This is a genomic window from Mucilaginibacter sp. A5337 (genome assembly GCF_059690695.1).
On the sequence record NZ_JCAWEC010000003.1, the window covers coordinates 233,447 to 251,247 of the forward strand.

The following is a 17,801-nucleotide window of genomic DNA, read 5'->3' on the forward strand; positions in this document are numbered from 1 at the left end:
CCAAAAGAAATAAAAATGCATAGGATATTAAACAATACAAAAGGAGATCGCTGGATATGGCTTATAGTCATATTGCTTTCTGTTATATCCTTGTTGGCAGTATACAGCTCGGTGGGTACGCTGGCATTTAAGCAGGGTAAAGGGGTGGAGATCATCCTCATGAAACACGTGTTCATGATAGTGGGCGGTATCGCGCTGATGTATTTTTCGCATAAGCTCGATTACCGTTATTATGCGGGTATCTCTAAGGTGATGATGATCGTTACCATTCCGTTATTGGTGTATACGTTGGTTTTCGGTAGTCATATCAACAACGCCAGTCGCTGGATAGCCATCCCCGGAACGGGATTAAGCTTCCAGACCTCGGATTTGGCCAAGCTGGCCCTGATCACATACCTGGCCCGTACGTTATCGCGCAAGCAGGAAAACATTAAGGATGTCAAAGAATCATTTTTGCCTATCATGGGTTCGGTTTGTGTCGTGTTTATCCTGATTGCATTGGCCAACCTTTCAACGGCGTTAATGCTATTTGGGGTTAGCATATTATTGTTGATCATAGGCCGTATCAGTATCAGGCAGATAGCTATTACCTGTGCTGCGGGTTTTATATTGTTACTGGGGGTAATATTCTTAGGGCCGAGGCGGCATACTTACGTGTCGCGTATGAAGGTGTTTATGCACCCCGAGCTGGCAAAGGCCGATAAATCTTTCCAGAGCGACCATGCCAAGATTGCTATCGCTACAGGTGGTTTATTTGGCAAGGGCCCCGGCAACAGTACCGAAAGAAATTACCTGCCCGAGTCATACTCTGATGAGATTTATGCCATCATAGTTGAGGAGTACGGTTTGATAGGAGGAATTGTAGTAGTGGGAATTTATGTGTTCCTGCTGTATCGATGTATCAAAATCATAACGAAAGCGCCAAAAGCATTTGGGGCTTTACTGGCCTGTGGTTTAAGTTTCAGCTTAACCATACAGGCTTTTGCCAACATGGCTGTAGCTGTTGGTTTAGGACCGGTAACTGGTGTGCCGTTGCCATTGGTAAGTATGGGTGGTACGTCGATATTATTTACAAGTATAGCCTTCGGTATTATACTATCAGTAAGCAAGGATATCGAAGAGCCTAAAAAAGATAAAACTATAAAAGAAGATAATACAGGCCCTAATAAAATTATAGTAGGAGAGATCAGGACGGCGTGAGCTACGCCCCTAACCCCCTAAAGGGGGATGGATAGAGGTGACTGAAAAAGAGTGATTAACAAATGGAAGATAAAAGCAATATGAAAGCAGCCAATCAAAAGCACCCCCTTCAGGGGGCGGGGGGGGCTCGTATCATCATAAGCGGTGGCGGAACAGGAGGACATATCTTCCCGGCTATCTCTATTGCCAATGCTTTGAAAAATATTGATCCTAATACCGAGATCCTGTTTGTGGGCGCTAACGGGCGTATGGAAATGGATAAAGTTCCGGCGGCTGGTTATAAGATCATCGGTTTGGATATCCAGGGGATCCAGCGTGGCTCTATCGTTAAAAACCTGATGTTCCCCATTAAGCTGGCCAACAGCGTGCGCAAGGCTATCAAGATCATTAAAGATTTTAAGCCCGATGCTGCGGTTGGTGTAGGTGGATATGCTTCAGGGCCTTTGTTATACGCAGCGTCATTGAAAGGAATCCCTTACCTCATACAGGAACAAAACTCGTATGCTGGTATTACCAATAAATGGTTAGGCAAACATGCCCAAAAAATCTGTGTGGCCTTTGATGGTATGGAGAAGTTTTTCCCTGCCGATAAGATCATTAAAACCGGTAACCCTATCCGTAAAGATGCGGTGAACATTGCCGGTAAGCATATGCAGGCTTTGGAGTTGTATCATCTTTCGGCCTTTAAAAAAACGGTACTGATAACAGGCGGCAGCCTCGGGGCACGCACGTTGAACAATAGTATCATGAACGGGATTGATAAACTGCTGGCCGCCGATGTACAGGTGATATGGCAAACCGGCAAGTTTTATTATAAAAGCATCATCGAAAAGCTGGGCGAAAATTATCACCCCGATCTGCAGATCAGGGAGTTTTTAACCCGGATGGATTTGGCGTATGCTGCCGCTGATATCATTATATCAAGGGCTGGTGCCGGCACTATTGCCGAGCTGTGCGCCATCAAAAAGCCGGTGATCCTGGTGCCTTCGCCAAATGTGGCCGAAGATCATCAAACTAAAAACGCTTTGGCACTGGTGCATGAAAACGCGGCAGTTTTTGTGGCCGACAGGGATGCTGAAGCAAAGCTGGTTGACAGGGCGCTTGAATTATTGGAAGACCGCGACCTGCAAAAGAAATTGAGCAATAACATTGGTAAAATGGCTATGCCAAATGCCGATGAAGTTATAGCAAAGGAACTTATCCAAATAATAAGTAACAATTAAAATGATGGTCCTCCTCTTCCAAAGGGAGGAGGGCCTTTTTAAACAAATTGCAATGGAACTGCACGATATAAAAAGAGTTTATCTCATAGGCATAGGCGGCATCGGTATGAGCGGCCTGGCACGCTATTTCCATCATTTGGGTTGCATTGTTTGCGGATATGACAAAACGTCGACTGATTTAACAAACCAGTTGCATAATGAAGGAATCCAGGTAGTTTTTGAAGATAACGCGGATTATATCCCGATGAGTTTTCAAAAACCATGCAGCGATACGCTGATCATTTATACACCTGCTGTACCAAAGGATTCGCATATCGTTAATTATTTTAAGAACCACGGCTTCGAGTTGTTCAAGCGGTCGCAGGTTTTAGGTTTGATCAGCAAGAGCTCGTTCACAATCGCTGTGGCCGGTACACATGGCAAAACTACTACCTCAACTATGGTAGCGCATTTGCTAAAGGCATCGGGCAATGATTGCTCGGCTTTTTTGGGTGGTATTTCATCAAACTACCAAACCAATGTACTGTACGGTAAAAACAATGTAATGGTGGTTGAGGCCGATGAGTATGACCGTTCGTTCCTTACACTGTTTCCTGATGTGGCTATCATCACATCAATGGATGCTGACCACCTGGATATTTATGGTGATCACGCGCATTTAACCGAGTCGTTCAAACTATTCGCCTCGCAGATGAAACCGGGCGGTACGCTGGTGCATAAAAATGGTTTGCCATTAGATGGTGGTTACACTTATGCTTTTGAAGATGACACTGCCGACGCGCATGCCTCAAACGTGAGGATCATCGACGGCGATTTTTACTTTGATTACAACAGTGCCGCGGTAAATATTACCGATATAAAAATGGGTATTGCCGGCACTCATAATGTTGAAAACGCTGTAGCCGCCATTGAAGCTGTATTGAAACTGGATATATCACCAGAAAATATTAAAGCGGCATTAGCATCCTTCAGAGGTGTTAAGCGCAGGTTTGAATACATTGTTAAAACACCGGAGCGTATTTATATTGATGACTATGCACATCACCCTGAAGAACTGAGGGCTTGTATTTCATCAATTAAAAGGCTATACCCGGCTAAAAAGTTAACGGCCATATTTCAGCCGCATTTATTTACCCGCACCCGTGACTTTGCCGATGGCTTCGCCGAAGTGCTTGACATGGTTGATGAGCTGATACTATTGGAAATTTATCCTGCGCGTGAACTTCCTATTGAAGGAGTTAATTCGCAGATGCTGCTTAACCGCATGCAGTTGCAAAACAAAAGGATATTAAGTAAAGAGGCCGCGGTAGCCGCAGTAGCTGCCGAAAAGCCCGAGCTATTGTTAACGGTAGGTGCCGGTGATATTGATACACTGGTGCAGCCATTAAAACAAGTATTAAGCAATGAATAAAAAACTCATTTGGAAGCGCCTGCTGATAGGTTGTGCCTGGGTAATAAGCCTGGGTGGCCTTGTGGTGCTCATGAGTTTTATAGAAACAAAAAAAGCAGGTGTAAAGTGTACGGCGGTAAATGTGAGCATTCCTGGTGGTCAATATTTTATTGATAAACAGGAGGTTGACCACATTATCGAAGTTACCAGTCACTCATTGGTAGGCAGGCCTATTGAAAATATTAATATCCAGGAACTGGAGGATAAGCTTAAGGCAAACCCTTTTATTGAGTTTGCCAAGGTTTATACCGAAATGGATGGGGTGTTGAGGGTTGAGGTAAGTCAGCGCCAGCCGATACTACGGGTTATGAACCGCTATGACATGGATTTTTATGTAGACCAGCATGGTTTAAAAATTCCGTTGTCATCAAACTTTACTGCGAGGGTATTGGTAGCCAATGGTTTTATTGACGAGCTTTTTACTAACCGCGTTGACTCGTTGCATACAAGGTTGGCAAAAGATTTGTTTAAAGCAGCCGATTATATCCGCAGGGATTCGCTTTGGGACGCGCAGATAGCACAGATGTACGTGAATAATGATCGCGAGATAGAACTGATCCCGAGAGTAGGCAATCAAAGGATCCTGATAGGCAATGCAGATTCGCTTAACGTGAAACTGAACAACCTGCAGGCTTTTTACAAACAGGTGCTGCCAAAGGTGGGCTGGGATACTTATAAAATGATTAATGTTAAATATACCAACCAGGTTATTGGTATAAAAAATGAAAATATAAAAGCTGATTCTGTAAAAGCGGCTAAAGCTGCCAAAGAGGATTCGCTTAGGACGAAAAGGGATACATCTCAAATTAAATTGTAATATGGACAAAAGCTCAACTCAGGAAAAAAGTTCGCCAATTGTAGTAGGATTGGATATCGGAACTACCAAGATATGTGCCATTGTTGGGCGCAGGAGCAAGAACGGGAAGATTGAGGTTTTAGGAATTGGCAAAGCCGAGTCTGCCGGCGTAACGCGCGGCGTGGTTTCAAATATAGATAAAACAGTACAGGGCATTCATCAGGCGGTGGATGTGGCGGGCTCGCAATCAAATGTGGAGATCAGGGTAGTGAATGTGGGTATCGCAGGCCAGCACATTAAAAGTTTACAACATCGTGGCTTAATAACCCGTCGCGATCTGCAGTCAGAGATTGGTCGTAAGGATATTGATAAACTGATAGAGGATATGTACAACCTGGTGATGCCTCCGGGCGAGGAGATCATCCACGTATTACCGCAGGAGTTTACTGTGGATAATGAGCCGGGAATTAAAGATCCTATTGGTATGGCAGGCGTTAGGCTTGAGGCTAACTTCCATATCATATCTGGTCAGGTTACTGCCATCAAAAACATTGTAAAATGTGTTAACAAGGCCAGCCTGGAAAGCCAGGAGTTGATCCTTGAGCCGCTGGCATCTTCAGAATCTGTATTGAGCGAAGAGGAAAAAGAAGCCGGTGTGGTTTTGGTTGATATTGGTGGTGGTACTACCGATGTGGCTATTTTCCACGAAGGCATCATCCGCCATACAGCCGTTATCCCTTTCGGTGGTAATAGCGTAACCGAAGATATCCGCGAAGGTTGTTCTGTAATGCGCAACATTGCCGAGCAACTGAAAGTGAGGTTTGGATCAGCTCTGGCCGATGAGAACAAGGAAAACGAGATTGTATGCGTTCCGGGTTTACGCGGCAGGGAGCCAAAAGAAATTTCGGTGAAAAACCTGGCTTACGTGATCCAGGCCCGTATGGAAGAGATTGTAGAGCATGTTTACTACGAGATCAAATCATCAGGCTATGAGAAAAAGCTGATAGCTGGTATCGTAATAACAGGTGGCGGCGCACAGTTGAAACACTTACGCCAGTTGGTTGAATTTGTTACCGGTTTGGATTGCCGCGTGGGTTATCCTACCGAACACCTGGCTAAAAACGAAGTGTTGCCAAAAGGTACATACGAAGAATTGCAAAGCCCAACTTTTGCTACCGGTATTGGTTTGCTGATTAAAGGTATCCAGAAAATGGAATACATGAATGAAGCAATCCCTGCCGAAGTAAAAACGGCTAAGCCAAAATTTGATACAAAAAGTAAAGAAGGCGGTTTGTTAGACAGACTGCTGAAAAAGAGTATAACATTTATTAAGGATGACATTAAGGATGAGGACTTTCTGAAATAATATTTATTCACAAGGGTTAAACTTATTCACATTGCTCACAAATGTGGATAAACCTTGTTGAAAAAGTGTTATTATTACGATGGTAAAATCTAATGTTGGGTTGAATTACATATAGCTGAAAACGAAGATTATGCATTTTGAAATGTTAAAAGAAAAATCGTCAATCATCAAGGTAATTGGTGTTGGCGGTGGTGGTGGTAACGCGGTAAACCATATGTACAGGCAAGGAATTACCGGTGTTGATTTTATAATATGCAACACTGATGCCCAGGCATTGGAGCTGAGCCCTATACCTAACAAGGTGCAGTTGGGTGCCAGTTTAACCGAGGGCATGGGTGCAGGCTCAATACCCGAAGTAGGCAAAAATTCGGCTATTGAAAATATCGACGATATTAAACAGATGTTGGGCGTTAATACCAAAATGCTGTTCATTACAGCTGGTATGGGCGGTGGCACGGGTACAGGCGCAAGCCCTATCATTGCCAAGGCAGCGCGCGAAATGGATATATTAACGGTGGGTATCATAACCACACCTTTCTCTTTTGAAGGTAAACGCCGTAAAATGCAGGCCGACGCAGGTTTGGAAGAATTGCGTAAGTATGTCGATTCGTTCCTCGTGATCTCGAACGACAGGCTTCGCCAGATTTTTGGTAACCTTACCATGAGTTCGGCATTTGCACAAGCAGATAATATATTGACCACGGCTGCCAAAGGCATTGCCGAGATCATCACTTTACCGGGCTATATCAACGTCGACTTTAAAGATGTGCGCACGGTGATGAAGGATAGCGGTGTATCCATCATGGGCAGCTTTAGCGCCGATGGTGAAAACCGTGCCCTTAAAGCTGTTGAAGGTGCATTGGCATCGCCATTGTTGAAAGATAATGAGATTGAAGGCGCAAGGTATATCTTGCTGAACATCAGCTCGGGCCTTAAAGAGGTTACCATGGATGAGATCAGCGTGATTACTGATTACATCCAGGAAGAAGCCGGCTTAGCTGCCGACCTGATCTGGGGTAACTGTATCGATGAAAACCTGGGTGAACAATTATCAGTAACTATCATTGCTACCGGTTTCCAAACTAAAGACGAGCGCGAGAAAGAGAACAGCAACAAGAAAATAGTTTCTATGCTGGTTCCTGAAGAGCCTCAGCAGGCCAAACCGGTAAACGAGTTTATCAAACCGGTAAAAGCTAATACACCGGCCGAGCCTTATGCTAAAGTGCCTAAAGAGGATGCAAAACAGGCTGGTTTGTTTGATATGTTTGCCGGCAGCCGTCAGGAAGAACCTGCTGTAGTAAGGCATAGTCTGATGCAGGAGGAAGAAACTGAAGCTGATAACGAACCGGATACCGCTGGTTTTACTTTTAAAATGAGCGAACCTGTAAGCTACGAGCAGCCTGTGAGGGAACAGCCACGTATGCCCGAGCCTGAACCGGAACCAACTCCTGTGCCACAGGCGGTTGTTGGCGCTGATGATAACAAAACCAACGAATCGATTGAAGAGCAGTTGAAGAAATCGCGTGAGCGCATTATGAGACTGAAAGACCTGAGCATGAAACTGCGTACCGGCAATATCCAGGAGTTGGAGAATGTTCCGGCTTACAAACGTAAAGAGATAGCATTGCAGGACACCCCGGCATCTGACGAAAGCCAGATTTCACGTTTTTCCTTGATGCAGGATAACGAGGGCAACGTAGAGATCAGGAATAATAATTCGTACCTGCACGGAAACGCGGACTAAGAGAGTCGGGACTTTTTGAGTCAGGAAACAAGAAAGAATAGAAAAACCACAATAATTGAATGGGAGATCAACAAAGGAATTACATCTTAGCGTTGATCTCCTTTTTTTGTTTGAAGTCAGAAAAGCAACTGAAAAAACGTCATTGCGAGTAACCACCAGAGGAACCCTGAAAAAAACCGTGGTGACGTGCAAAATATGTTTTAGAGATGTTGTGCGGGGGCCGCGTTAGGGATTGCAGTGAAAAGCCCACAGCGTGTGCCGGGTTTGTGTGCGGGGAAAGCGAGGACTTGTAACGGAAAGCCCGAGCCGCAGGCAACGCCCATGTTATAAAATTGATTTTGAAAACATATCTAATAATCAACAACTTATAATAGCTTCATTATAAGGAACGAAGCAATCGCGAACTATACAAGGCGGACTTACAAATCGGGGATTGCTTCGTTCCTCGCAATGACGGGTTGAGATTAGTTTTTATTTTCTTAGGTCTTGAATCTTGCCGTCTTGACTCTTAATTTATTGCTTCTTTCCTCTAAGTTATAACCTATTCTAAAAAGTTATAGCTATTGTTTGAAGGTGTTTTAAAGGCTATATTTGCATTTAAATTTATAAAAACAATTCATTTTGGATTTATTTGATAAAATAACAAAAAGCTTGGGTGGGCCGATAGGTCAGCACCAAAAGTGGTCGCATGGTTATTTTTCTTTTCCTAAACTGGAAGGCGAAATTGGCCCACACATGCAGTTTAAGGGAAAAGAGCATTTGGTTTGGAGCTTGAACAACTACCTTGGCCTGGCTAACCACCCCGAAGTAAGGCAAGCCGACGCGCAAGCCGCTGCCGATTATGGCATGGCTTACCCAATGGGCGCAAGGATGATGTCGGGAAACTCAATTCATCATGAAGAACTTGAGGACGGCTTAGCCAAATTCGTTGGTAAACAATCGGCCTTTTTGCTTAACTACGGTTACCAGGGTATGGTATCTATAATTGATGCCCTGGTTGATAGGAATGATGTTATTGTTTATGATGCCGAATCGCACGCTTGCATTATTGATGGCGTACGTTTACATATGGGTAAACGCTTTGTTTATCAGCACAATGATATCGAAAGCTGCGAAAAGCAATTGGAACGTGCAACCCGTTTAACAGAACAAACCGGTGGTGGTATATTGCTTATTACCGAAGGGGTTTTTGGTATGTCGGGTGCGCAGGGTAAACTTAAAGCAGTTGCCGATCTTAAAAAGAAATTCAACTTCCGTTTATTGGTTGATGATGCTCACGGTTTTGGTACTATGGGTAAAACCGGTGCCGGTACGCATGAAGAGCAGGATTGTATGGATGAGGTGGATGTGTACTTTGCTACCTTCGCCAAGTCAATGGCTGGCATCGGTGCTTTTGTAGCTGCCGATCAGGATATCATCCATTATCTGCGTTATAATATGCGTTCGCAAACATTTGCCAAAGCATTGCCAATGCCAATGGTTTTAGGTTTGAAAAAGCGCTTTGAAATGTTGAAAACCCAGCCAGAGCTTCGCGAAAAGTTGTGGTTGATTGCCAATACTTTACAGGCAGGTTTGAAAGAACGTGGCTTTGACTTGGGCGCTTCAAATACCATGGTTACCCCGGTATTTTTAAAAGGCGACTTATTTGAAGCAACGGCATTAACCCGCGATCTTCGTGAAAACTACGGTGTTTTTTGTTCGATAGTGGTTTACCCTGTAATCCCTAAAGGCTTAATAGTATTAAGGTTGATCCCTACAGCATCACATAGTTTAGAGGATGTACAGCGTACGCTTGATGCTTATAGTGCAATAGGTGAAAAGCTGAAAGCCGGTTATTACAAAGAGAATAAGCTGGAGATTGCTTAACAGTAAATCTGGAAAATGATATAGAAAGCCCCGGAGATTATCCGGGGCTTTTTTGTGTTTTGGAATTTGATGTAGAGACGCATCACATGCGTCTCTACGTTGCGAATGCGAAGCGAAAACCTTGATAAAACGGTTTCTTCCGCCGTTGTTGGTGTTGTCACCAACAACTGTTTGAACCTTAGCGTATCCGTAATGTAATACCAAGAGCATGGCGTAGAGTTGTTGGTGACAACACCAACAACGGCGAGGGAATTTTTTGACCGTGTTATGTAATGCGATATTTTAAAATTCGTGTGATTCGATTTAATTCGAAAAATTAGTGAAAGTATTTCTTCAAAAACCTTGATAAAACGTTTTCTAAATTATTTTAGCAAGCTTTTTTGTTTAACTAAAACCTTTTCTATTTTTACAGCTACCATATCAAAACCATGAAATTAACCAGACGACATTTTATAAAAATTAACAGCGTTGCAGCAGCCGGGATCGGTTTGGGTGTAACCCCTGTATTCGCTTCGGCTGTGGCTCCTGCCTTCGAAAGCCAACGCCCGAAACTGGCCGACCGTAAATTTACCAGTAAGGCTGTTGAGGCTATCATTAAAAAAGTTAAAGCCGATATTAAAGATCCTGAAGTTGCCTGGCTTTTTGAAAACTGTTATCCAAATACTTTAGATACCACGGTAAACTACTCTGAAAAAGATGGTAAGCCGGATACGTTTGTGATCACAGGCGATATCAACGCCATGTGGATGCGTGACTCATCAGCACAGGTTTGGCCGTACCTGCCGCTTATTAAAAATGATCCGGCACTTAAAAAGCTGATCCAGGGTGTATTGAGCCGTCAGGCTAAATGTGTTATCATCGACCCTTATGCAAACGCTTTTAACGAAGGCCCAACCGGCAGTGAATGGGACAGCGACCGCACCACCATGAAACCTGAACTGCACGAGCGTAAATGGGAAATTGATTCACTTTGTTACCCTGTAAGGCTGGCTTATAACTATTGGAAAATAAGCGGCGATACCAGCTTTTTTGACGAGAACTGGCAGAAGGCAGGTAAGATCATCCTGGCTACCTTTAAAGAGCAACAACGTAAGGATGGCAAAGGTCCATACTTTTTCCAGCGTAAAACCGAAACACAGAGTGATACCGCGCCTAACAGGGGCTATGGCAACCCGATTAAACCAGTTGGTTTGATCTGCTCTATCTTCCGCCCATCGGATGATGCTACAATCTATCCATTCCTGATCCCGTCAAACTACTTTGCGGTAGCAAGCTTAAACCAAATGGCCGAAATGTACAGCGCCATCGGTCATGATAATGCTACAGCCGATGCCTGCAAAGCATTAGCTGCTGAAGTTCAGGCAGCACTTAAGCAATACGCTATAGGTCATCATCGGCAATTTGGACAGGTAATTCCGTTTGAGGTGGATGGTTATGGCAATCAGTTATTCATGGATGATTCAAATGTGCCAAGCCTGCTGGCTTTGCCATATCTCGATTCGGTGAAGGTTGATGATCCATTATACCAAAGTACCCGTAAGTTTGTATTGAGCGATAGTAATCCTTACTACTTTAAAGGTACGGCTGCCGAAGGTATTGGCGGTCCGCACGTGGGTATTGGCTACATCTGGCCAATGGCAATTATTATGCGCGGCATTACTTCAACTGATAAAGCGGAGATTGTACAGTGTATTAAATGGCTGAAAAGTACTCATGCTGGCACCGGTTTCATGCACGAATCATTCAATAAAGACGATGCCAAAGACTTTACCCGTAAATGGTTTGCATGGGCTAACACTTTGTTTGGCGAATTGATACTAAAAGTACACGAGCACTACCCGGATATACTACAACAGACTTTTTAAACCTATTGAATATGTAAATACTTAATAGTATTTAAAATACTGCGTTTAAGTTGTATGGTTTACTGTAAATATTATTTATGCTGATTTATGATTTGTATTTTAATTATTAATCAATCTTATTTTAAAATATAAGTTTTATTTAAACTTTTTAATAAAAAATAAGCAACGGTTAATAAATCAAAAGGGGCGAAAATGTGGAAAAAAACCACTGTTAAGGCCGTATTTTTTAGCTTCAAAAATTTTTAATTAGCAAAAAACATTTTAGCTTAGCTTTAATTAAAACAATAAACCTCAAAATTTAAAAGGAGTAATTAAATGAAAAAATTTACTGAAGTAAAAGAGCTTGTAGCAGCTTTAGAGGCCGACGCCGACAAATTCTACAATAAAGGAAACAGCGCTGCCGGTACACGTGTACGTAAAGGCATGCAGGATCTAAAAAACCTGGCACAGGCTATCCGCCTTGAGGTTCAGGAAGCTAAGAATAAAGAAGCTTAGTAAGATTTTATCATCTTATTCCAATAAAAAACCCGGTTCATGGACCGGGTTTTTTATTTTATGGGTTTTAAAAACCTTTGTCATGCTGAGCGATAGCGAAGAATCTTCTTCGATAAGCAGAGAGGCTATACAAAGCTGAGAAGATGCTTCGTTCCTCAGCATGACAACAGTTTTGAGTTTGGCATGGGTTGAAACGAAGCAAAGAATACTTCTGCCTTTATACCTTCTTTAAGCTTTTACTGCTACCGGAGCCAGCTTTTTAAGCTCGGCTGCAATAGCGTCAGCTGTTTTTTTGCTTACCTGTACTAATGGTAACCTTACAGTGTCGCCACAGATACCTAATTGCTTTAATGCGGTTTTAACACCGGCCGGGCTGCCTTCAGTAAACATTAAGCGGGTAAATTCTATTAAATCGAAGTGCGCCGCATGTGCACCTTTATAATCGTTATTCAACAAAAGCCTAACCATGTCAGATAACTGGCGTGGTAAAGCATTACCAATAACTGATATGGCACCAACACCGCCTAAGGCCATCATTGGTAACGTAACCGGATCATCACCCGAGATAAACAGGAAATCCTCAGGTTTATCACGCATTAACTGGTTAAACAGGTCGAAATTGCCTGATGCCTCTTTGATGCCGATGATGTTTTTAAACTCTTTTGCCAGACGTACGGTTGTTTCTGCACTAACTGTGCTGCCTGTGCGGCTTGGTACATTATAAAGTATTATAGGCAATTTTGCGTTTTGTGCAATTGCTTTATAATGCTGATATATACCCTCCTGGGTAGGCTTGTTATAATGCGGGCTTGCCGAAAGTATAGCATCGTAGCCGTTAATATCAAACGATTTTATTTGCTCAACAACTTCATGAGTATTATTACCGCCTATACCAGCTACCAGACCAACACGCTTATTTACCACTTCGGCAGTGAAAGCCCAAACTTGCTTTCGCTCATCCTCGCTCAATGTGGCGCTTTCGCCGGTTGTACCTAACGATACCAGGTATTCCACCCCGCCATCAATCAAATGTTCAATCAGGTTTCTCAACCCATCATAGTCAATTTGACCATCCGCATGAAAAGGGGTCACCATAGCTACCCCTGTTCCGTAAAATATATTCATGAGTAAAATTAAAAGGATGCTAATATAGTGATTAGAGATTGGAGATTAGCGGTTTGTTAGAGGATTATTTTTTGAAAAAGTGCCTTGGTTGAGTTTAAAGTTAGATTTTGGGGCTGAAAGGAAGTTTATATGATTAGTTGAAGGCAATGGATTATTTTAAGTACATTAAAAAATACATAACTTGCACTATGGAAAAACTCTCTATTGTTGACCAACTTTTAACACGCATTGACAACATTCATGAATTGGGGCGTCAGCGTGCTTTTGAATTGGGTAACCCTTTTTATGCAAAGTATGAAGGTAACGGTGATTATTATACCAAAGAGTTACCATCAGGGGAGCGATACCTGGTTAAGGTGGAAATAGTAACAGACCAAGACGAATTTCCAATCGAAATTAAAGACACAATAATAAAGCGGATTGTTTCATAGGTAAATGAAGAAATCTCAACTGATATTTATTGCCGGATGTAATGCTGCAGGAAAATCAAGTTTTATCCGTACCCGAATCAGCGAGCTTGACGGTTTTGAGATTATTATGACCGATGTTTATAAAGGAAGAGTAAAAGAGGTTTTTAATAATGCAGTTAAGAACGGCAAAAACATTATTCTTGAAACGGTATTTAATGATAGTAGCTTCAAAGACCTTGTTGACCATGCCCGAAATGAGGGGTATGATTCTTCTTTGATAGCGCTCTTTTTAGACACTCCTCAACATTCAATAGAAAGAGTTGCTTTTAGGACAGTTGAGCAAAGTGGATTAATGATTAGTAATGGTAACATCCGGATCAATTTTAGAAAGCTTTAAAAATATTGCCACTTATTTTTTCTACTTCGATCGGACAGATTTAATTTATACAGGAGTAACAGGTAGAAATACAAAGATCATGAGTTTTGAGAAGTCAGTATTAGTATACTATAAAGCAACGAATTTGCTTTACCCTCAAAAAATTGCACAATACGCCTATTTAAATCAAAGAATGAATAAAGACGCTTTTGATTTGATAACTGCTAACGAAGATTTTGAAAGATAATATATAAGTAATCTCCGTCTGTCGCAAGTGTTATGCCCTTGATTGTGCGTGGCCCACTTGTGACTTTTTCAGGACAATAATATTTCAAATCCGAAATCGAACATCCTAATTTCAAGAATCAATAATGGCGTTGCCTGCGGCCCAGGCTTTCCGCTCATACTGCACCGGCCTTAACCACATTGGCGGGTATCCGCTGCAATCCTTAACGCAAAAATCTCAAAAAAATAAAACAAAGCATTTCAAAACGCATTAGCCTTTAGCCTTTCTTCAAATAACCCCAAACAACGATCCGCCTTTTTCGCCCAATTTGTCCACTTTTTTTTCAACCTCAGCTACCCGTTCAAGCACAGGCGCGTGATGTGGTTTTATCCGGGCATCAATAATCAGCGGACCTTTACAGCCCCAGTGTTTATGTTCGGTAAAGCTGCCCACACCGTAAATATCGTGCGAAGGGTTGCTGCGTGTAAAGGTTATCCATACAAAATTGTTGATAGTTTGAGCAGCGAAACCGGCATCATCGCAAAGCACTATGAGTGGCAGGCCACTTAGGTCTTCATCCTGTAAATGATATTCGATAATGCTGATAATGTTATCGATATCCTTGTGATTTACGTGTTTGGGTATCTCAACCATTAACACGCCCGGCATGGCCATTTTACAGCCGCTAATAGGGCGGGGGAGGTTGAACCAATCGGGGAGCTCTGTCCAAAGTTCGCGTTTAATATCACCGGCAACGGTAACAGCTAATTTACTGCCCGAGTTTAGGCCTTCACCGCTATAATCGAGTGTATCGATGGTGGTGTTGGTATGGAAATGAAGGTCGCGGGTAAGGTCAACTCTTTGCAGGATATGTTTCAGGAATCCGCCAATATCGTTTACATTAAGTTTGGGATCATCCTCCTGCGCGGCAATGAACAGGTATTTGGCAAGGCTTAACTGACCTTTGCCCAATATATGGTTGGCTATGGTAACGATTTCCTGTGGCTTGCGCTCTTTAAGATAGGGGGTGTAACGCTCGCTGCCAACAGCAAAAAGAAGTGGATGCACACCAGCGGCATCAACGGCGTTAACGGCATGCAAACCTGGAATTTCTTTAGGAATAGCCGATCCCGTAATTTCATGGATCAATGCTCCAAAACTGGTATCTTCCTGAGGCGGGCGGCCAACCACAGTGAACGACCAGATAGCATCCTTACGATGATACACATTATGCACCTTCATCAGCGGGAAGGGATGTACCAGGCTATAATAACCCAAATGGTCACCAAAGGGGCCTTCGGGTTTGTTTTCGTGCGGCATCACAGTGCCGGTGATCACAAAATCAGCATCGGCCGAAATGCAAAAACCTTCGTTATCATAAAAATAACGGAAACGACGGTTGCCTAATGCGCCGGCGAATGTCATCTCAGATAAGCCTTCGGGTAGGGGCATGACGGCAGCCACTGGGTGAGCCGGCGGGCCGCCCACAAAGATGCTTACTTTTAACGGTTGCCCTTTGGCATTGGCTTTAGTTTGGTGTACACCAATACCCCGGTGAATTTGGTAATGTAAACCAATCTCCTGGTTTTGGATATAATCATTACCGGCCAGTTGAATGCGGTACATGCCCAGGTTGGCGCTCATAATGCCGGGTTTATCCGCATCCTCAGTGTAAACCTGTGGCATGGTAACAAACGGACCGCCATCCATAGGCCAGTTCACAATTTGCGGAATATCGCTGATATTGCATTTGCCAAATTTGATTGGTGCACCTGTGCCGCCTTTCATAGGTAATGCCGAAAGGGCGGTTAAACCAACACCTGCATATTTAAAAGGGTTTTTTATGGCTTTTATCGGGTCGTTTTTAATATCAACCAACACCTTGATCTTTTCGAGTGTATCCCTGAATATGAATCTCGACCTCTCGAGTGTACCAAACAGGTTTGATACCGCGGGAAATTTACTGCCTTTTACATTCTCAAATAATATAGCAGGCCCCTCATTTTCAAATACGCGTAAATGTATCGCGGCCATTTGCAGATAGGGATCAACCTGTTCTTTGATACGAACCAGGTGGCCATTTTTTTCGAGATCGGTAATGCAGGCTTGTAAACTTGAGTAACCCATGAGGCGAAATTAAGAAATTAGTTCATTGAGGCATTCATTTCATTGTCATCAGGATATTTACATACAGTATTACAAACGGTAATGGGCGATTAATATAAGCAATGGCTTGTAGCACCAATGATCTAATAATAAAATCCTTACTTTAGCCATCAAATATCAATTGCCCCTATGTCGGTAACAGTACTTACGCTTATTATACTTGTTGGGTCGTATTTGGCGGGTTTATTAGGCTCGTTAACGGGTTTAGGCGGAGGGGTTGTTATTATCCCTTTACTTACAATTTTGCTTGGGGTTAATATCCAGTACGCTATTGGCGCTTCACTAATCTCGGTTATCGCAACATCGTCGGGCTCGGCAGCTGCTTACGTTAAAGAGGGTATTACCAATATCAGGCTGGGTATGTTCCTGGAGATAGCCACTACGGCAGGTGCCATGGTTGGTGCATTGATAGCTGTTTATATCCCCACAAATTTTATAGCTGTTTTATTTGGGGTGATCCTGATCCTATCGGCCGTAATGTCATTAAAAAAGAAGGCAGAACATATTCATCAGCAAAAAAGCATATTGGCCGAAAAGTTAAAACTGAATGGCAGTTTTCCAACGCCTGCCGGAGAAGTTGCGTATTCAGTAAGAAATGTAGGCGGGGGCTTCTTTATGATGCTTTTTGCCGGAGTGATATCGGGCCTGCTTGGCATAGGTTCGGGCGCGTTAAAAGTTTTGGCAATGGATGGTATTATGCGGATCCCTTTCAAGGTATCAACCACTACCAGTAATTTTATGATAGGGGTTACAGCAGCAGCGAGCGCAGTGGTTTACCTGCAAAGAGGATATATTGACCCTGGACTTTCCATGCCGGTTGCCATAGGTGTTTTATTAGGTGCCTTAAGCGGATCCAAGATATTGGTACATACCTCATCATCGGGATGGTTGCGCGTAGTTTTTGCCGTGGTGGTTACGTTTTTGGCGTCGCAAATGATATATAAAGGAATTACAGGAACTATATAGTTCATTGGTTCATTTGTTCACTGGTTCATTGGTCTTTTCTGAAGTATAGAATGACAGATTTAATGAATGCCTTTTGAACTATGCCACCAATAAACTAATGAACAAGTGAACTAATGAACAAATTCAAAGATACCGATATGCAGGCCGTAATAGGCTGGATACTGCGCGCTGGAGTGCTGGTATCAATGAGTGTTATTTTTATTGGCGGTGTTATTTACCTGTACAGGCATGGGCAAACTCATGTTGATTACAGCAAGTTTGTTGGTGTGCCTGATTTTGTGAGTAATCCGGGTGGTATTATACAGGGGATATTTACTTTACGCGGCAGAGCTATTATACAGGCCGGGATAGTTTTGCTGGTAGCTACGCCGGTTATCAGGGTGGTATTTTCGGCTATTGGCTTCATTATGGAAAAGGATTTCCTGTACACGGCAATTACGATGCTTGTGCTGTTTATTATTTTAGCCAGTATGATAAGCGGCCACGCAGGATAATATTTTTTAAAACCTTTTTGTATTTAATATAGT

Annotated in this window: 17 protein-coding genes; 14 read left to right on the plus strand and 3 right to left on the minus strand. The window is 42.9% G+C overall.

What is annotated here, in order from left to right; all coding sequences use genetic code 11:
* The first annotated feature begins 15 nt into the window (after positions 1-15).
* The 9 genes from AC59JO_RS10930 to AC59JO_RS10970 all read left to right on the plus strand — a co-directional run bounded on the left by AC59JO_RS10930 (position 16) and on the right by AC59JO_RS10970 (position 12,005).
* Positions 16-1,200 carry an FtsW/RodA/SpoVE family cell cycle protein gene (locus tag AC59JO_RS10930; protein WP_413666248.1) on the plus strand — a complete coding sequence of 395 codons (1,185 nt, stop codon included), beginning with the start codon at positions 16-18 and terminating at the stop codon, positions 1,198-1,200.
* Between the two features lie 80 nt (positions 1,201-1,280).
* Positions 1,281-2,423 (plus strand): undecaprenyldiphospho-muramoylpentapeptide beta-N-acetylglucosaminyltransferase, encoded by a 1,143-nt coding sequence (gene murG / locus AC59JO_RS10935; RefSeq protein ID WP_413671145.1) that lies wholly within the window; start codon positions 1,281-1,283, stop codon positions 2,421-2,423.
* Between the two features lie 52 nt (positions 2,424-2,475).
* Positions 2,476-3,834: a UDP-N-acetylmuramate--L-alanine ligase gene (gene murC, locus AC59JO_RS10940; protein WP_497305305.1), complete on the plus strand. Its 1,359-nt coding sequence runs from the start codon at positions 2,476-2,478 to the stop codon at positions 3,832-3,834.
* A complete protein-coding gene (locus AC59JO_RS10945) occupies positions 3,827-4,690 on the plus strand; it encodes a cell division protein FtsQ/DivIB (RefSeq protein ID WP_413666250.1) in 864 nt (287 codons plus the stop codon). The genes murC and AC59JO_RS10945 overlap by 8 nt, the downstream gene beginning before the upstream one ends.
* Before the next feature lies 1 nt (position 4,691).
* Positions 4,692-6,035, plus strand: coding sequence for a cell division protein FtsA (gene ftsA, locus AC59JO_RS10950; RefSeq protein ID WP_112574990.1), 1,344 nt, complete (start codon positions 4,692-4,694; stop codon positions 6,033-6,035).
* Positions 6,036-6,165: 130 nt separating this feature from the next.
* On the plus strand, positions 6,166-7,779 hold the full coding sequence (ftsZ, locus tag AC59JO_RS10955) for a cell division protein FtsZ (RefSeq protein WP_497305308.1): 1,614 nt from the start codon (positions 6,166-6,168) through the stop codon (positions 7,777-7,779).
* 621 nt (positions 7,780-8,400) lie between these two features.
* Positions 8,401-9,645 (plus strand): aminotransferase class I/II-fold pyridoxal phosphate-dependent enzyme, encoded by a 1,245-nt coding sequence (locus tag AC59JO_RS10960; RefSeq protein WP_091213375.1) that lies wholly within the window; start codon positions 8,401-8,403, stop codon positions 9,643-9,645.
* Between the two features lie 428 nt (positions 9,646-10,073).
* Complete coding sequence (locus AC59JO_RS10965) at positions 10,074-11,510, plus strand: glycoside hydrolase family 125 protein (protein ID WP_497305310.1); 1,437 nt, start codon at positions 10,074-10,076, stop codon at positions 11,508-11,510.
* A 315-nt stretch (positions 11,511-11,825) separates the two neighbouring features.
* Positions 11,826-12,005, plus strand: coding sequence for a BF3379 family histone-like protein (locus tag AC59JO_RS10970; protein ID WP_090529881.1), 180 nt, complete (start codon positions 11,826-11,828; stop codon positions 12,003-12,005).
* Between the two features lie 15 nt (positions 12,006-12,020).
* Here the strand turns inward: AC59JO_RS10970 and AC59JO_RS10975 are convergent, their stop codons facing one another.
* The gene (locus tag AC59JO_RS10975; RefSeq protein ID WP_497305313.1) at positions 12,021-12,167 is read right to left on the minus strand and encodes a hypothetical protein; all 147 of its coding nucleotides are present in this window, start codon (positions 12,165-12,167) and stop codon (positions 12,021-12,023) included.
* A 66-nt stretch (positions 12,168-12,233) separates the two neighbouring features.
* Entirely contained in the window at positions 12,234-13,130 is an 897-nt protein-coding gene (dapA, locus tag AC59JO_RS10980) for a 4-hydroxy-tetrahydrodipicolinate synthase (protein WP_413666255.1), read from the minus strand.
* Between the two features lie 188 nt (positions 13,131-13,318).
* Here dapA and AC59JO_RS10985 point away from each other — a divergent pair, with 188 nt between their 5' ends.
* The 3 genes from AC59JO_RS10985 to AC59JO_RS10995 all read left to right on the plus strand — a co-directional run bounded on the left by AC59JO_RS10985 (position 13,319) and on the right by AC59JO_RS10995 (position 14,163).
* Positions 13,319-13,561: a hypothetical protein gene (locus AC59JO_RS10985; RefSeq protein WP_413666256.1), complete on the plus strand. Its 243-nt coding sequence runs from the start codon at positions 13,319-13,321 to the stop codon at positions 13,559-13,561.
* A 4-nt stretch (positions 13,562-13,565) separates the two neighbouring features.
* Positions 13,566-13,937, plus strand: coding sequence for a zeta toxin family protein (locus tag AC59JO_RS10990; RefSeq protein WP_497305315.1), 372 nt, complete (start codon positions 13,566-13,568; stop codon positions 13,935-13,937).
* A gap of 79 nt (positions 13,938-14,016) precedes the next feature.
* A complete protein-coding gene (locus tag AC59JO_RS10995) occupies positions 14,017-14,163 on the plus strand; it encodes a hypothetical protein (RefSeq protein ID WP_497305317.1) in 147 nt (48 codons plus the stop codon).
* Between the two features lie 267 nt (positions 14,164-14,430).
* Here the strand turns inward: AC59JO_RS10995 and AC59JO_RS11000 are convergent, their stop codons facing one another.
* Positions 14,431-16,269, minus strand: a complete 1,839-nt coding sequence (locus tag AC59JO_RS11000) for a UbiD family decarboxylase (protein WP_497305319.1) — start codon at positions 16,267-16,269, stop codon at positions 14,431-14,433.
* 168 nt (positions 16,270-16,437) lie between these two features.
* Here AC59JO_RS11000 and AC59JO_RS11005 point away from each other — a divergent pair, with 168 nt between their 5' ends.
* Positions 16,438-17,274 carry a sulfite exporter TauE/SafE family protein gene (locus tag AC59JO_RS11005; protein WP_110585481.1) on the plus strand — a complete coding sequence of 279 codons (837 nt, stop codon included), beginning with the start codon at positions 16,438-16,440 and terminating at the stop codon, positions 17,272-17,274.
* A gap of 113 nt (positions 17,275-17,387) precedes the next feature.
* Positions 17,388-17,768 (plus strand): DUF1634 domain-containing protein, encoded by a 381-nt coding sequence (locus AC59JO_RS11010; RefSeq protein ID WP_413666259.1) that lies wholly within the window; start codon positions 17,388-17,390, stop codon positions 17,766-17,768.
* The last annotated feature ends 33 nt before the right edge of the window (positions 17,769-17,801 follow it).

What these genes read in the sequence shown, in the direction of transcription:
- AC59JO_RS10930 (WP_413666248.1), top strand. Translation starts at nt 16, where the DNA reads ATGCATAGGATATTAAACAATACAAAAGGAGATCGCTGGATATGGCTT.
- murG (WP_413671145.1), top strand. Translation starts at nt 1,281, where the DNA reads ATGAAAGCAGCCAATCAAAAGCACCCCCTTCAGGGGGCGGGGGGGGCT.
- murC (WP_497305305.1), top strand. Translation starts at nt 2,476, where the DNA reads ATGGAACTGCACGATATAAAAAGAGTTTATCTCATAGGCATAGGCGGC.
- AC59JO_RS10945 (WP_413666250.1), top strand. Translation starts at nt 3,827, where the DNA reads ATGAATAAAAAACTCATTTGGAAGCGCCTGCTGATAGGTTGTGCCTGG.
- ftsA (WP_112574990.1), top strand. Translation starts at nt 4,692, where the DNA reads ATGGACAAAAGCTCAACTCAGGAAAAAAGTTCGCCAATTGTAGTAGGA.
- ftsZ (WP_497305308.1), top strand. Translation starts at nt 6,166, where the DNA reads ATGCATTTTGAAATGTTAAAAGAAAAATCGTCAATCATCAAGGTAATT.
- AC59JO_RS10965 (WP_497305310.1), top strand. Translation starts at nt 10,074, where the DNA reads ATGAAATTAACCAGACGACATTTTATAAAAATTAACAGCGTTGCAGCA.
- AC59JO_RS10970 (WP_090529881.1), top strand. Translation starts at nt 11,826, where the DNA reads ATGAAAAAATTTACTGAAGTAAAAGAGCTTGTAGCAGCTTTAGAGGCC.
- AC59JO_RS10975 (WP_497305313.1), bottom strand. Translation starts at nt 12,167, where the DNA reads ATGCTGAGGAACGAAGCATCTTCTCAGCTTTGTATAGCCTCTCTGCTT.
- dapA (WP_413666255.1), bottom strand. Translation starts at nt 13,130, where the DNA reads ATGAATATATTTTACGGAACAGGGGTAGCTATGGTGACCCCTTTTCAT.
- AC59JO_RS10985 (WP_413666256.1), top strand. Translation starts at nt 13,319, where the DNA reads ATGGAAAAACTCTCTATTGTTGACCAACTTTTAACACGCATTGACAAC.
- AC59JO_RS10990 (WP_497305315.1), top strand. Translation starts at nt 13,566, where the DNA reads ATGAAGAAATCTCAACTGATATTTATTGCCGGATGTAATGCTGCAGGA.
- AC59JO_RS10995 (WP_497305317.1), top strand. Translation starts at nt 14,017, where the DNA reads ATGAGTTTTGAGAAGTCAGTATTAGTATACTATAAAGCAACGAATTTG.
- AC59JO_RS11000 (WP_497305319.1), bottom strand. Translation starts at nt 16,269, where the DNA reads ATGGGTTACTCAAGTTTACAAGCCTGCATTACCGATCTCGAAAAAAAT.
- AC59JO_RS11005 (WP_110585481.1), top strand. Translation starts at nt 16,438, where the DNA reads ATGTCGGTAACAGTACTTACGCTTATTATACTTGTTGGGTCGTATTTG.
- AC59JO_RS11010 (WP_413666259.1), top strand. Translation starts at nt 17,388, where the DNA reads ATGAACAAATTCAAAGATACCGATATGCAGGCCGTAATAGGCTGGATA.